Annotated in this window: 12 protein-coding genes; 7 read left to right on the top strand and 5 right to left on the bottom strand. The window is 59.9% G+C overall.

All coding sequences use genetic code 11. The features are described from left to right. Positions 1-135: 135 nt before the first annotated feature. Genes BBD46_RS12470 through BBD46_RS12440 form a run of 7 tightly spaced genes read left to right on the top strand, consistent with a single transcriptional unit; the run spans position 136 to position 9,755 of the window. Positions 136-4,410: a type II/IV secretion system ATPase subunit gene (locus tag BBD46_RS12470; RefSeq protein WP_071402017.1), complete on the top strand. Its 4,275-nt coding sequence runs from the start codon at positions 136-138 to the stop codon at positions 4,408-4,410. Then, the gene (locus BBD46_RS12465; protein ID WP_071402016.1) at positions 4,407-6,467 is read left to right on the top strand and encodes a type II secretion system F family protein; all 2,061 of its coding nucleotides are present in this window, start codon (positions 4,407-4,409) and stop codon (positions 6,465-6,467) included. Before BBD46_RS12470 ends, BBD46_RS12465 begins: the two co-directional genes overlap by 4 nt. 1 nt (position 6,468) lies before the next feature. Continuing rightward, positions 6,469-7,005, top strand: a complete 537-nt coding sequence (locus tag BBD46_RS12460) for a DUF7287 family protein (RefSeq protein ID WP_071402015.1) — start codon at positions 6,469-6,471, stop codon at positions 7,003-7,005. 2 nt (positions 7,006-7,007) lie between these two features. Next, positions 7,008-7,655, top strand: coding sequence for a DUF7288 family protein (locus BBD46_RS12455; protein WP_071402014.1), 648 nt, complete (start codon positions 7,008-7,010; stop codon positions 7,653-7,655). Further along, a complete protein-coding gene (locus BBD46_RS12450; RefSeq protein ID WP_071402013.1) occupies positions 7,649-8,494 on the top strand; it encodes a hypothetical protein in 846 nt (281 codons plus the stop codon). The genes BBD46_RS12455 and BBD46_RS12450 overlap by 7 nt, the downstream gene beginning before the upstream one ends. Next, a complete protein-coding gene (locus BBD46_RS12445) occupies positions 8,491-8,982 on the top strand; it encodes a DUF7266 family protein (RefSeq protein ID WP_071402012.1) in 492 nt (163 codons plus the stop codon). Before BBD46_RS12450 ends, BBD46_RS12445 begins: the two co-directional genes overlap by 4 nt. Beyond that, complete coding sequence (locus BBD46_RS12440) at positions 8,979-9,755, top strand: DUF7289 family protein (RefSeq protein WP_071402011.1); 777 nt, start codon at positions 8,979-8,981, stop codon at positions 9,753-9,755. The genes BBD46_RS12445 and BBD46_RS12440 overlap by 4 nt, the downstream gene beginning before the upstream one ends. Before the next feature lie 58 nt (positions 9,756-9,813). Here BBD46_RS12440 and BBD46_RS12435 read toward each other — a convergent pair whose 3' ends face one another. From BBD46_RS12435 to BBD46_RS12415, 5 genes are all read right to left on the bottom strand, one after another. Beyond that, positions 9,814-11,214, bottom strand: coding sequence for a hypothetical protein (locus BBD46_RS12435; RefSeq protein ID WP_071402010.1), 1,401 nt, complete (start codon positions 11,212-11,214; stop codon positions 9,814-9,816). Positions 11,215-11,378: 164 nt separating this feature from the next. Next, a complete protein-coding gene (locus BBD46_RS12430; RefSeq protein WP_394326829.1) occupies positions 11,379-12,317 on the bottom strand; it encodes a CheR family methyltransferase in 939 nt (312 codons plus the stop codon). Positions 12,318-12,373: 56 nt separating this feature from the next. Next, positions 12,374-12,895 carry a chemotaxis protein CheD gene (locus BBD46_RS12425; RefSeq protein ID WP_071402008.1) on the bottom strand — a complete coding sequence of 174 codons (522 nt, stop codon included), beginning with the start codon at positions 12,893-12,895 and terminating at the stop codon, positions 12,374-12,376. Continuing rightward, entirely contained in the window at positions 12,892-14,160 is a 1,269-nt protein-coding gene (locus tag BBD46_RS12420; protein ID WP_071402007.1) for a chemotaxis protein CheC, read from the bottom strand. The genes BBD46_RS12425 and BBD46_RS12420 overlap by 4 nt, the downstream gene beginning before the upstream one ends. Then, entirely contained in the window at positions 14,157-14,762 is a 606-nt protein-coding gene (locus BBD46_RS12415) for a chemotaxis protein CheC (protein ID WP_006167721.1), read from the bottom strand. The genes BBD46_RS12420 and BBD46_RS12415 overlap by 4 nt, the downstream gene beginning before the upstream one ends. Between the last annotated feature and the right edge of the window lie 67 nt (positions 14,763-14,829).

Raw genomic sequence — 14,829 nt, 5'->3', positions numbered from 1 at the left:
ACCGCTATCAGTAGTCACGGTACGTGCCACCAGACCACCAGACGGCAGCACGTGTCGATGAACTGACTTTCCGAGTTATCAGATATGGTAATGAGCGGATGAATTTTTTGAAGGGTGACTGAGAGGGACGGTGTAATGGCTATTGACGAAGCCGACCAACCGGATGCTGATGGCGCGTCGACGGGTGAGGCGTCGGCATCTGGGTCGGGGGATGCAGGCTCCCACGAGTCGGACGCCGGTTCGGGATCCGGCGTCCGTGTCGGCGAGTATACGTGGGCGGATTTTATGGAGGAGTATGGGTACAGGGACGAGGTCGAAACGGTGTATTCGGGCCTCGAACGCGACGACGAGACCACGGACCAGCTCGGACTCGACACCGACGAGGAACCTGAACCGGCGGTGCCGACGGATACGGACTTCGTGGACGTCTCGTTCGACCCCGAACCGTATCTCGGCTACACGCCGGACGACCTCCGGGACCGAGTCATTCCGATGGCCGGGTCGAACTACGACGCACTCGAGGAGCCGTTCCTCGAGTACGTCGACCCGGAGACGACGCCGGTCGTCAAGGACGTCTGGACCTGGGAGCACTACAAGTGGGAGTATTACTACGAAGACGACGGCACTCGTCCGCGCGATAGCGACGGCGAGATCGTTCGCCACGATGAGGAGGAGGCCCTCGGCTTCGATCCGGACACACTCGAGGACCGCCTCTCGATCGCCGACGACATCGCGATGGAACTCGACGACGTCGTCGAGGAGCGGACGGTCAACATTCAGGACGACATCGACGAGGACGAGTTCTTCTCCACCGCAGACGGGAACACGACCGTCAGCAACCGCTACGACCTCGAGAAGACGGTCCCGATGGAGAAGAAGACCCATTTCCGCGAAATCGAGCGCTACTGGGTGAACAAACCCTACGCCTTCGTCGTCATCTTCCACTCCGAGAAGGAAAACGAGAAGAAGTACTACATGGTCGAACCGCACCTGAACGAGATCGAACTCGAGTTGCAGGACTTTCTCTCGGGCAAACTCAGGAAGGCGATCAAGTACTCGGACGACGGCGTCAAGGAGAAAGCGGACGAGGACGGCCGACGGATCGTTATCGAGGACGAGACGCGCCAGCTGTTAAAGCGGTATGACCTCTTCGAGAAAACCTCGGGGAGCAACAAAGCGGGAATCATCGAAACGATTCAGACGCTGCTGGACGACGAGGACGAAGCCGACGAGGACGACGGACCGGCCCAACTCGAGGGAATCGAGGTACGCCCGGAGCCGATCATCCTCGCGGAGGATCCCGACACGCTGAACGAGTATCAGGTCGAGAAGCTCCTCTACTTCCTCAAGCGCAACTTTATCGGCTACGAGCGGATCGACGGGATCAAACACGACATCAACGTCGAGGACATTTCCGTCGACGGCTACAACTCGCCGGTCTTCGTCTATCACTCCGAGTACGAACAGATCATCTCGAACATCTACCACGGGGAGGACGAACTCGACGATTTCGTCGTCAAACTGGCCCAGCGATCCGGGAAGGGGATCAGTAAACGACTGCCGCAGGTGGACGCGACGCTACCCGACGGCTCGCGTGCCCAGCTCACGCTCGGCCAGGAGGTCTCCGATCACGGGACGAACTACACCATCCGTCAGTTCAAGGACGTCCCGTTCACGCCGATCGACCTCATCAACTGGAACACCTTCAGCTTGGACGAGATGGCGTTCCTCTGGCTCGCCATCGAGAACCACAAGAGCCTGATCTTCGCCGGTGGTACCGCGTCCGGGAAGACGACCTCGCTGAACGCGGTTTCGCTGTTCATCCCGAGCAGCGCGAAGATCGTCTCCATCGAGGACACCCGCGAGGTCGAACTGCCACAGCGAAACTGGATCGCGAGCGTCACCCGGCCGTCGTTCGCCGACGACGAGCAGGGTGACGTCGACGAGTTCGACCTGCTCGAAGCCGCGCTCCGACAGCGCCCAGACTACATCGTGATGGGTGAGATCCGTGGTGAGGAGGGTCGAACGCTGTTCCAGGTCATGTCGACGGGTCACACCACCTACACGACGTTCCACGCGGACTCCGTCGACGAGGTCCTGAAACGATTCACGACGGACCCGATCAACGTCTCGAAGACGATGTTCACCGCACTCGACCTGGTCTCCATCCAGACCCAGACGCGGGTGCAGGGTCGGAAGGTCCGCCGGAACAAGTCGCTCACCGAGATCAACCACTACGAGGCCGAACACGACGAAATCAACGTCCAGGACGTCTATCAGTGGCAGGCAGAGACGGACGAGTTCCTCAAGATGGGTGACTCGAACACTCTAGAGGAGATCCAGTTCGACCGCGGGTGGAGCACTGAAAAACTCGAGAACGAACTGTTCAAGCGCGAGGTCATTCTCGCCTACCTGATCAAGAACGGGCTCAACACCTACGCCGAGGTCGCGGCGACGGTGCAAGCGTTCATCAACGACCCGGACACGATTTTGACGCTCATCGCGAACGGACAACTCGAGGACAGCCTCGAGGACCTCCGCGAGATGGAAAGTGTCCTGATCGACGTCGACCAGGAGAAAGAGGAACTCGTCCCCCGCCCGGACGCGACGAGCGAGACGTACAACCTCTCGATGGATCTGCTCGAACGGGCCGAAGAGTCGCTGTTCGAAGAGTACCGTGGCAAGGTCCCGAGCGGCCTCGCGAGCGCACTCGGTGAGACCGAGAGCGAGGAGCCGATCGAGGTCGAGAACGGAGACGACGAGTTCGACTTCGCGGGAGACATCGACGACGGCCTCGCGGACGAGTGGACGTTCGGCGACGGGACAGCAGAGTTCGCGACGACGGCAGGCACCGCGACCGCCGGTGCGGACGACGACGAACCGGACTGGTTCGACGACTCCGACGACAGCGGGTTCGGTATTGAGGCGACTGCCGCCGAAACCGGAGCGAGTTCGGGGTCAGATCCTGCCGCTGGCTCCGCGTCCGGTCCAGCCGCCGACGCGACAGCGACCACGGATACCGAACCACTGAGTGCCGAGGCATCAGCGGAGGGACCGACTGGTGGCACAACCGACGTACCCGACACCGCCGACGACTTTGGGTCGGGCGAGCCGCCAGCGTGGAACGTCGACGAGTCGGCCGGCGACGACAGCATCTTCGACGATTCAGCGGCCGACGCTTCCCAGCAGTCGACAGCAGCGGACCATCAGTCGTCGGCCTCGGGGGCTCCGGCCGGGGCTGGGGCCGGGGCCGGGGCCGGGACCGGGACGAAAGGTGAATCGAACGACGATGTCACGGTGTTCCCATCGGACAATCCCGATGACAGCGACTTTGGCGGCCTCTTCGATGACATGGGTGAGACACTCGATGAACTCGAGTCCACCGCCGCGACATCGTCGGAAGCCAACGGCGACGAAGAGCGTGTGTCGACGGCCGACGGCGATGCGATGTTCTCGGGTGACGAACTCGAGGATGTCTTCGATCCGGATCCCGAGCCGGTCGCGGACGATGGTGAGGGGGATGTGCCGGAATCGTCGGAGCCGTCGGAGCCGTCGGAATCATCAGAATCACCGGCAGAACCCGAGGAGACGGACGTAAAGCCAATCGACGACGGAACAGAGACGACGACAGAGACAGCGGAGTCGACACCAGCCCCAGCACCGGAAACCACGGACGAAGCCGAGACAACTGAGGCACCAGACGCCAGCCCTGAGGACGAGGGCTCTGCCGACGGTAATACTGACCCTGCTGATACGTCGCAGTCGTCGGACGACGGACCGTCCGTTCCTGACAGCGCTGTTCCATCGATCGAACTTGGGTCTGGAACCCCCGTCGACGAGCGTGGGCCAGGGACCGGAGCTGGTCCCGGTGCAGGTCCCGGAACCGGTCCAGCAGACGAGACAACGGCTGACGATGCGAATGTCGGCGACGACGGGGTCACAGACGAAGGCGAAGGCGAGGGCGAAGACGAAAATGAAGACGAAAATGAAGACGAAAATGAAGACGAAGACGAAGGCGATCAGGCCGAGGAGAACGTGATGTCGTTCGACGAGGCCGATATTGCCGTCGATGATGGGGATGCTGGTGCAGCCGATGGGAACACGACCGGCGAGGAGTCGAACTCGATCTTCGGCGACCAGTCCGACCCGGTCTTTGCTGGGGACGATCCGGATACAGGCGCACACGCTGCGCAGGATGACCCAGACGGTGGCTCACTCTTCGATGATGCGGAGAGCGGACCGAAATCCAGTATCTTTGCGGACGACGGCGACGGCGACGGCGAGGATGTGAGCGACGAACCTGACGACGGTGCGAGCTCCGAGCGCACTGCCGGCAGCGACACTGACACTGAGAGCACCGACGATACCACTACAAGCACCGATACGACTCCGACGGAGACCGACGAATGAGCCTCAAAACCGATAGCAACGGCCCCTCTACCACCGGCAGCGTCGGTGGCGGTTCCGATCTCCTCGGAGAGACGTTCTACCCGCTCTATGCCCTGCTGTTCAATGAGGACAGCCAGTTCGTCAAGGACGTTGAGACGAAACTCTCCCAGGCCCGGATGACCGATACGGTCGAGATGTACCTCTCACGGTCGCTCGGCATCGGCTTCATCAGCGGCCTCGCACTCTGGCTGATCGGACTGACGCTTGGCTATCTCCTGTTTGCGACTGGGGTGATCGCCGTCGACGTGATCATCGGCTTCCCCGTCGGCAACGAGACACTGCTCGCAGTCATCGAAGCACTGCGAATTCCGGCCCTGATCTTCGTCACCGGGCTCATATTCGGGACGATCGGCTTCGCACTCGGCTTTGGCTCGCTGGTCGCGATCCCCTACTCACGTGCCTCTGCACGAAAGCGCGAGATCAACATGTTGCTCACCGACTCCGTCTCGTTCATGTACGCGCTGTCGGTCGGCGGCCTGAACCAACTCGAGATCATCGAGGCGATGGCCCAGGCGGACGACACCTACGGCGAGGTCGCAAAGGAGTTCCAGAGCATCGTCAAGGAAACAGAGTACTTCGACGTCGACTACCGAACTGCGATCCGAAATCAGGCTGTCGAGACGCCGAGCGACGAACTCTCACAGTTCCTGACGGACATGCTCTCGATCGTCAACAGCGGCGGAGACATGGAGAGCTTCCTCGAGGACAAGAAAGAAAAACACATGCGGACCGCCAAGCAGGAACAGGAAATTACCCTCGAAACACTCGAACTCTTCGGCGAGATGTACATGACGCTCTCGCTGTTCCCACTCCTGTTGATCATCATCATGGTCGTCATGCAGATGATCCCGCAGGCGGAGGTCACCAACGAGATGCTGTATATGACCGTCTACGGGCTGATTCCGCTCACGGGGATCGGCTTCCTCGTCCTCGTTTCGACGGTCAAACACGACGAACCGGGCGATGGCTTCCTCTCGAACACGACCGGCGACAAGCACGTCCAGAGCGAGTCCGAACGAGGCCTGCTCAACCTCGGCCTCGTCGAGCAGTTCACCGGCGAGCACAGCGTCTTCGACCGCATCAAGAACCGCGAGGGGACCCACGAAACGCTCGAGGTGCTCAAGCGTCCGCATATCTTCTTCCGGGACAATCCGCTGTTCACCCTCGCAGTGACGGTCCCGACCGCGCTCGTTGTCGTGACGACCGCGATGATGACCGGCGCAGCACCACTCTCCTGGAGTGCATTGCTCGATAACGTCATCTGGGGAACGGTGCTCTACGTCTACATCCCGTTCTATATCATCGCGATCCCGCTCTCGATCTTCCGCGAGTGGAACGTTCGCCACCGCAACACCGTCGTCAAGACGCTCTCGGAGGACCTCCGGAAGCTCTCGAGTGCGAACGACACGGGGCTGACCCTACTCGAGTCGTTCCAATCCGTGGCCGATACGACGAACGGTAAACTGGCCCGCGAGTTCGAGTTGATGCACACGAAGGTCAACTACGGAACGAGTCTGAAGGCAGCACTCATCGAGTTCAACAACAAGTACCACATTCCGCGACTCGCACGGACGACTCGCCTCATTACGGAAGCACAGGAGGCGTCTAATCAGATCACCGACGTGCTCCGAACCGCTGCGAGCGCGAGTGAGAATCACGACGATATCGAGCGCGAGCGCAAGTCGCGAACTCGGATGCAGGTCGTCATCATCATCATGACGTTCCTGACGGTGCTCGCCGTGATCGCGATTCTCAAGACCCAGTTCATCGACACGATGGCGGGGCTGGAAGCAGGCGGTGGCGATGCTGGTGCAGACAGCGAACTCGCCCAGGCAGACCTGAGTGACAACATCAATATCGACATGCTCTCAGCGTTGTTCTTCCACGCAGTGACGCTGCAGGGGATCATCTCCGGGTTCATCTGTGGCTACATCCGAGACGCCGACGTACTGAGCGGGCTCAAGTACGCGATCATCCTCGCGACGATCGCGCTTCTCGGCTGGACGCTGGTGGCCTAATATGCGCGACGAACGCACGATTTCAGTTGGGACACCGGACTGGGAGCGCGGACAGACGACCCAGGATTTTGCTGTCGGTATTGGTATCTTTATCCTGGCGATTGCGTTCGTCTTCTCGTTTCTCCCGTCGCTGATCACGCCGTTCGACTCGCCGGCTGGTGGTGCAGAAACGGCACAGGCGGATCGGATTGCGGATCAGGTCGTTGCGAATCTGTCTGATGGCGCGCAGGCGAACGAAATCATCGATGACGAGTTCGACGACCGATACACGAGCGGAACGGAACTGAGTAAGCAAATCGGACTCCGTGCAAACGAGGATGAAGAGATTGTCTACGACAATGTGAACATCAGTATTGAAAGACTGAATCCGCAGGGCGAGGACGGCCGCTACGTGAATACGGACGAACTCGCCGCTGGAGACGCGTACGACGACCAATCGGCGGCGAGTGCGGCACGAATCGTCACCGTCATCGAGGAGGATGGAACGCCTGTCGATGACTGTGACTCCGCTTGCAGGCTCGTTGTGAGGACGTGGTGACAATGGATCGAGAACGCACACACAGAACGGAAACGGAGCGACATACCGACCGCGGTCAGGCCTACACACTCGAGGGCTTCATCGGTGCGATGATCGTCCTGATGGCGGTGCTCTTTGCACTCCAGTCGATCGTCATCACACCAACGTCGGGTGGACTGGCCGACCGCTCGGTCCAGTCGCAAGTTCAACAGGAAGCTCAGGATGCGCTCGTGGTCAGCGACCACCACGACAATCTGTCGGCACTCGTTCGCCACTGGGGAGATGGCGAGTCGTTCGGTGACCTGAACGGTTCGACAGCCCCCGGTGATGGCCACGACTACGACACGTTCAGTCAGAATGACCTTGAGAACGCGTCCGTCCTCGGGCAGGTGTTGAACGACCGGTTTGCAGATCAGGGCTGGAACTACAATCTCGAGTTCCACTACACTGATGGAAGCGAGTTCGATCACAAAACGGCGGTGTACCAGGGAAGCCCGCCGTCGGATGCGATCACTGCGAGCTACATGGTGACGCTATATGAGGATCAGTACGTCAAACCAGATGAGGAGGAGACACTCGAGTCGTACGATGACGAACCAATGATCCCACGCGCAACGAGCGACGAGGATCCTGTCTACAACGTCGTGGAGGTGCGACTGGTCGTATGGTAGGCGATTCTACTCGCCCGCCTCGGGAAACTGACGAACCACAACGCGACCGCGGCCAAGTCATCCTCATCGGTGCGATCGCACTCGCGTTCATCATCCTCGGCATCGTCGTCGTCTTCAACGGCGTGCTCTACACCGAGACGATCTCCTCGAGTGCAACCAGTCAGAGCGCTGCCGATGCAGCGGTGACACAGCACGAACTCGAGAAGAGCATCGCGGGGATCGTACATCGATCCAATATTGGTACCTTTGATGGAGATTACGATGATCATGTCGATACTCTGTCTGGCAAACACCAACAGGTAACAGCAAACAGTGGGCCAGTTATTACAGGCATAGACCTTGATTCAGCGGAAGGTAGGGCAACGAGTTCCGTTGGAGAACCTATCGAAGATTTTGATGATCTAAATAATAGGAATCTCTCCGACGGAGCAGACGATATTCAAGTCGGCCATTTCATCCTCGAAGTCGAACCAGATAGTTCCGGTGAGTTGACAGTCGAGAGTCCGGAATCTGCCGTTACGATTAGCGACGGAGAAGGTATTGTCGGATCAGAGTTGACCCGTATTGATCTCGTCGCGGGCACAGTAAACGGTGTACCCCACCCAGATGTTCCTCGTGTCTTTGACCCAGGAGAGAGTTATGATGAAGTAATTGTTGAGTACGATGACGAAATTGAAGGGACATACGAAATCGTTACTAAAGGTAACAATCTTGATGGCGGACTCAACAAAACAGAGGACGATGGAGCGTGGGCAGTTGAGGCAACTATCACGTACGAATCAAACGGAATCTCCTTCGGTCAAAAGTCCACGTTCCCCGTTTATGGAGGTGACTCATGATTTCCAATCACGAGTCCAGTGGAAGTAATCGAGACCGTGGGATGTCCATTGCCGTCACGCACGTCCTCACCATCGGGATCACGACAATCCTGATCGCGATGTTGCTCACCAGCGCTGGCGGACTACTCGAGACGGAGACCGATCGCTCCGCGGAGCGATCACTCGAGACGATCGGTGAACGAATCGCTGGCGAGGTCGAGAGTGCGGACCAGCTCGCCGACGAGGACGACCCGGACGTAACGATTACGGCAGCCCATCCACGGACCGTGGCGAACTCCGGCTATACGGTTGCGTTGCGTGAGAACTGCGAAGCGCCGTTACTCGATGGTGAGACAGACTGTGTCGAACTGACGGCGAGTAACGCCGACACCGTGGTTCACGTTCCGTTCACAACGGATCGAGACATCAATGGGAACGAGGTCGCTGGCGGAACGATCGAAATCGAGGTTGACGACGATGGGATCAGACTCACTGGAGGGAACCGATGAAGCGAACTGAACAGCCACCGGGACGCTTCAGTGGTGACAATCGTGGTGTCTCCGAGGTCATCGCGTTCGTCCTCGTCTTCGGGATCATCCTCTCGTCGGTCGCACTGCTCTCGATGACTGGCTTCCAGGCGATGGAAGACTACCAGGAAAACGAGCAGCTACAAAATGCTGAGCGGGCGATGGACGCGCTCGCGGAGAACTACAACGACGTGTTGCAACACAGCGCGATCGAAGAGCGCTACGCTGAACTGTCCCTCCGAGAGGGGACGGTGTCGACCGGTAGTGATGGAACGGAGCTCACTATAACGATTGAACGATCGGACGGAACCAGTGATATCGTCAAACACGACTTCGACATCGGTGGAGACAGTACGGACTCCTTCAACCTCGGCGAGTTCGCCTACACTACTGGTTCGGATACCATCGCATACGACGGCGGGGCTGTCGTTCGAGAGAGCGACTACGGCAGTGCCGTCGTCAGGCACCCACACCTAAAGTGTAGTGACGACCGTGCTATTATTTCACTTGTGACGATCGACGCCGACGAGCGGTCGATTCAGAGCAGTGACGGTCTTGGCTTCACGATGTCAGTTGATAATCGAACGACAGAGTTGTACGATGAGGACATTGACAACGTCTCAGTTTCTGCCGGCTCATCACCAGCACAGACTGCCTGGGAGGATCACATCCTCGAGCGGGGTCATTGGGACGAGGGTGAGTGCACTGCAGCCGAAGTCCTCGTAACAGTTGTGGAAGTCTCCATCGAGTACTGAGTACTAACTACTGACAACCAATTGACCGGTATACAGTCCAATTCCTTGCCACACCGTACTACTCTGACTCCGTTTTCCACGCGCCCGTCAACATCGCTCGTAACCCTGCTCGCTTCGTGAGCGCCTCGACTCGAGTACCATGCACGTCGAGCGTGCCAGCCGTTTCGAGGTAGAGTCCGTTCGAGAGTTGGCGTGGCTCGGCCATAGGTGTGCCATCGGCGGTGTGAGGGGTGTCGTTCAGGATCGTTGTTGACGGGGTACTCGAGTTGGTGCTGTCGCTCGGTGCACCGTTGCTTGAGTGCCCGGTATCTGTACCCTGTTCGGGGTCTACGTCCGCCGGACTCCAGGGGACCGAAATCCCGCTGAGGCCGCGTTCGAACAGATATTCCGTAGCCTGCACGAGCGCTTCTTGGGAGTGGGAGTGGCCGATCGCACCGATCGACCCGCGGTCGTTGAAAAAGCGGACGACGTAGGAGTCGGTTGCTGCGTCGTCGGTGGTGTCCGTCGTCGCGTCAGTGTTGTCGTCTCCATCTGCTGCATCCTCAGATACCGGCATCTCGCCCGTTCCGTGTGCGACCTCACCCTCATCACCCACAGAATCACGGTGGTCGACCCCATCGTCCGGAACCGACGCTGTCTCGCGTTCCGTATTCGGTCCACTGTCCGACGTTGGCGCTGGTTCTGTGTCGCTCCCTTTTCTCTCCCCCACGTCTTCTGCGGTCGCTCCATCGCTACCGACGGCGGTCTCGTCGGTCGTCGACTCCGTAAACTGGAGCGACACATCCTCGTGAACATCGGGAGCATCGCCTGGGAGTTGCATCCCGTCATCGGATCCGAACGAGACGAGCAGTTGATCCACGAATCGCGCCGTCGCCGACTCGAGTGCCGCCGCGCTCGCTGCCTCCCCGGTCGCGTCGGTGAGCGTCGCGACGATTTCGTCGATCAGTTGCGGGCGCTCGAGTGCAAGCTGTCTCGCGACGGCCTGCCGACTGGTCGGATCGAGGCGCTGGCCGACTGCGGCACGCGTGAAGTGGTCGATCGACTCCTCGTGGGTAAGGAGGTCGTCAAGCGAGCAAGCGAGGCGGTCGATAGTGCCCGCGCCCGTTGCCGTTCCGGCGAGAAAGAGGAACTGCCGGCCGTTCGTGTAGAGCGCCCGGTCGATCCCACTCCAGGCCATGGCTTCGAGCAGGGAGCGCGCTCGGTCCTTCTGGAGTGTCTCGGTTGCGGGCTCGACGGCCACGAGGAGGGCGGGGACGCCATCGACAGTGAAGACGTACTCGAGTGCCGTCTCGTCGACTGTCGTCTCAGCCGTACACGAGTCGGCGTGGACGTCCCAGCCGAGCGTCTCGAGGAAGGGATCGACGAGCCAGGTGCGCGTCGCCGGGCGCACAGCCGGTAGAGCGGACTCGACCACGGAGCGTGATCGAGCGACGAACGTGCGAAGCGCAGCGCCGGTCATGTGACAGCGGTACTCGGCGAAGGGTCATGTAACGCTCGGCTGACTTTCAGGGGGCGAAGACGGACGATGGTCGCCGGCTCATCGCTCGTTGGGAGGTGTCGCTCGCTGGGCTGTTGCTGTGTGTTACTCGAGTGTAACCGTGCTGGCAGAAGCGTTTCCGTCGGCTATGAGTTGTCGCACTGGTAGATTCGGCGACGTGCGTCGCGGACCTCGAAAGCCGATTTGAGTGACGGTGGAATCGTCTCCGCCTTGCCGATGACGAGGAAACCGTCGTCGGTGAGCGAACGGGCGATGGTCTGCAATATCGGGCGCTTGAACTCGTTATCGATGTAGATAAACAGGTTTCGGCAGACGACGAGGTCGAAGTTGGCGGTCGATTTCGGCTCGCCGTTGATGAGGTCGTGACGTTCGAACGTCACTGACTGACGAATGTCGGCCCCGAGTTCGTAGGTTCGTCCCTGGTGTTCGACGTACTGCTCGTATCCCTCGTCGTACGCCTCGAGAAACGAGAGCTGCTCGTCCAGGTCGACGGTTCGGGGTTCCTCGTAGACGCCGTTTCGAGCGGTCTCGAGTGCTGGCTCACTGATGTCGGTGCCGAGGATTTCGACGGCGTCCGCATCGATTTTGGGGTCGAGTTGGGCGAGTAACGACAGCGAGTACGGTTCGCGACCGTCTGCACAGGCTGCACTCCAGATTCGGAGCGGCTGGTCGGTGTGCTGCCGACGAGCGCTGCAGTGGCGCAGAATCTGGCGGATGCCGTCCCAGACCTCGGGGTTTCTGAAAAAGCCGGTGACGTTGATGCTGAAGGACTCGAGAAGGGATTCCTGCTCGTCGGAATCGCTGTGAAGCAGGTCGGCGTACTCGGTGTAGGAATCAGTCTGTGTCCGGCGCATTCGCGAGGAGATGCGCCGATCGAGGTAGCTGTCGTTGTAGTGGCTCGTCGCGAAGTTGAGTTCGGCTTCGACGAACGCAAGGAGTTCGTCAAAGGCGTCTGCATCCGTCTCTGCGGCGGTATCTGAGTCGGAGTTTGGGCTTGAGTCAGAGCCGGTGTCTGAGTCTGTGTCTGAGTCTGAACCCGAGTCCAGGTCCAAATCCAAATCCAATTCCGATTCCGATTCAGTATCCCGTTCGCTATCAGGTGTTGACTCCGACTGGCCGCTCACAGCTCCGTCACTTCCTGCGTGCCATCTTCGTTCGAACTCTTCACCATGAGCGCTCCCGTTCCGGGGGTGAACTCGACTGTTCGACCACGGTCACCACCCAGATCGGTGGCGACCAGCGGCACGCCAAGCTTCTCGAGTTCGGCCTTGGCTGCAGCGATGTTTCGCTGGCCGACGCCGTCGCCGAAGCTGTCGAACTCGAACATGTCGCTGCCGCCGGCGAGTTTGGCTTCGACGGACGTGTAGCTCGCGCCGCGCTCGACCATGCGCCGGAGGAGTGCACGGATGGCGGTATCGGCGTACTTGCCCGGTTTTCGGTCGCTGTTCTCGGCTGCGTCGCCGTCGGGGAGCATCGTGTGGGCAAGACCGCCGATTTCCGTTTCGGGATCGTAGAGGGCAATTGCGACACAGGAGCCAAGTCCGTAGGATTTGAGTGTATCGTCGCCGTCGCTGACGGTCAGTTCGGAGATACCGACCTGGACCGGCGTCGGCGCGCCCGGTTCTGTTCCGTAGGTCTTCATGTGTCTGTAACGTCCTGGAATTCGGCGGTCGTCGGTGCCTGTTCGATACGGTCAACGTCGAGATCGTTCAGCGCGCGTTCGAGGTCCGACTCGTCCGGAATCGCGTAGATCTCACAGTCGAACTCCTGGCCGTCGGCGACGATAACCGTGTCGAAGACGAACGCGAACTCCTGTTCCTCGCCGAGTTGGATCACGACGGGATCGACCGCTGCAGCGCCGATATCGTGGATGAACTCCGGTGTCGAGTGGTCGATCGTCGTATCCAGCACGTTGGCCCAGCCGTCGAGGAAGCCGCTGGCCATGATGTTGCCCAGTTCCTTGATCGCACTCTGTCCCATCTGGCCGAAGCCGTCTTCATCGACCTCCATCGGAACCATCGCGTCGACGATTTCGTTCGCCGATTCCTCGTCAAAGAGGAACAGCAAGTACCCACTCGGAAGGCCGTCGAACTCGAAGGCGACACCGACGAGTCGTTCGTCGGGTACCTGCTCTGGAATCGTCTCGAGTGAGACGAAGTTGAGCCGGCGAATCTCGACGCTCGTCTCGATGCCGGTCAGCGTCGTGGCGGTCTTTGCGACCTCCTCTGCGCCGCGTTCGGCCATACGGTCGAAGCCGTCGAGTTTGTCGTACTCGATGCCGTCGCTGGCCCGAAGCTGTTCGAGCAGCGACGCCATCGACTCACGTTCGGGGAAGAGGTAGTGGCTGAACCCGACCTGGGTCTCGATCGTCTCGATCTGGCTCTGGAAGAGCAGCGCGAGGTCGTCACCGGCCGGCGCTTCCTCGACGTCGTCGAAGAAGGTCTCGGCCGAGTGACCCTCGATGAACTCGGGCGTCGACACGTCGATCACCGTCTCGAGGACGTCCGCCCAGCCGTCGATAAAGCCGTTGTTCATGATGTTGCCGACCTCGGTGGCCGCGCTCTTGGTCATCTCGTCGAACTCCTCGAGTTCGCCGTCGTCAGTGGTGACGGCGGCGTCGGTCGCCGACTCCTCCAGAAGCGTTTCGACGATTCGAAGCGCGTTCTCGCGTTCGAAGACGATGACGGAGTAGCCATCGATCGCGCCGGTGAGCTCGACCCGAACGCCGACTTTCGCGGTCGAGTCCTCGAAGTCACGGCGGATCTCCCGGCCGCGCATGAAGTTGAGCTTCGTGACGCCGGCACGGGTTTCGACGTCAGTCATGTGTGTCAACCGCCCTGCTGCGAGGCCGGTACCCTCTCGGGCCATCCGGTAAAACGTCCCGAGTGCGTTGACGTCGAGTTTCATGCTGGTTGCACGTCGATTCCGTTGACCAGTTCGACGAACTCTTCGAGATCCGGGAAGGCGTAAATCTCGGCCTCGATCTGGTAGCTCGGAACCGTGAGGTCCGAGTCGAAGAACAGGGCGAGATCGTCGTTCCCGAGTCCCGCGGTTCGCGTAACGATTTCCTCACCGGGCGCGTAGACGAGCTGTGGGGCCGCCGTGTCGATCATGCGTCCCATCACGTCCGCCCAGCCGTCGATGAAGCCACTCGCCATCATGTTCCCCATCTCCTCGACGGCGCTACGGGCCATCTTCCCGGAGACGTCGGACATGTCGTCGACGACATCGTTGAGCATGATCGCGGTGATTTTCTTCGCACTCTCCTCGGGGAAGAGGATGAGAATGTGCCCGTGAGGCGGATTGAGTAAGCGGACCCGAACTCCCACTCGCTTGCCGGGCTCGAGCTGGGAGTCGAGGTCGTCCACGTCGATGAAGTTCGTCTTCATCACCTCCATCTGGGCGTCCTCCCCGGTCAGTTTGGTCATGTTGTCGGCAACGCCGTTCGTCCCGACCTTTGCCATTTCATTGATGAAACTCAGTTTCCGAATGTCGACCATCAGCGTCATGAATTCCTCCGTCGATCTATGTCTACGTCCACATCTGCACCTGCGTCTGCGTCTGTATCTGTCTCTG

This window comes from Natrialba sp. SSL1 (assembly GCF_001861355.1).
Taxonomy (GTDB): domain Archaea; phylum Halobacteriota; class Halobacteria; order Halobacteriales; family Natrialbaceae; genus Natrialba.
Note: the sequence above shows the minus strand (reverse complement) of the source record. Positions and strands in the feature narration are given on the sequence as shown.

Coding starts and splice junctions, on each gene's coding strand:
- BBD46_RS12415 (WP_006167721.1), bottom strand. CDS start 14,762: ATGACGCTGATGGTCGACATTCGGAAACTGAGTTTCATCAATGAAATG.
- BBD46_RS12440 (WP_071402011.1), top strand. CDS start 8,979: ATGAAGCGAACTGAACAGCCACCGGGACGCTTCAGTGGTGACAATCGT.
- BBD46_RS12445 (WP_071402012.1), top strand. CDS start 8,491: ATGATTTCCAATCACGAGTCCAGTGGAAGTAATCGAGACCGTGGGATG.
- BBD46_RS12450 (WP_071402013.1), top strand. CDS start 7,649: ATGGTAGGCGATTCTACTCGCCCGCCTCGGGAAACTGACGAACCACAA.
- BBD46_RS12465 (WP_071402016.1), top strand. CDS start 4,407: ATGAGCCTCAAAACCGATAGCAACGGCCCCTCTACCACCGGCAGCGTC.
- BBD46_RS12470 (WP_071402017.1), top strand. CDS start 136: ATGGCTATTGACGAAGCCGACCAACCGGATGCTGATGGCGCGTCGACG.
- BBD46_RS12460 (WP_071402015.1), top strand. CDS start 6,469: ATGCGCGACGAACGCACGATTTCAGTTGGGACACCGGACTGGGAGCGC.
- BBD46_RS12425 (WP_071402008.1), bottom strand. CDS start 12,895: ATGAAGACCTACGGAACAGAACCGGGCGCGCCGACGCCGGTCCAGGTC.
- BBD46_RS12455 (WP_071402014.1), top strand. CDS start 7,008: ATGGATCGAGAACGCACACACAGAACGGAAACGGAGCGACATACCGAC.
- BBD46_RS12420 (WP_071402007.1), bottom strand. CDS start 14,160: ATGAAACTCGACGTCAACGCACTCGGGACGTTTTACCGGATGGCCCGA.
- BBD46_RS12435 (WP_071402010.1), bottom strand. CDS start 11,214: ATGACCGGCGCTGCGCTTCGCACGTTCGTCGCTCGATCACGCTCCGTG.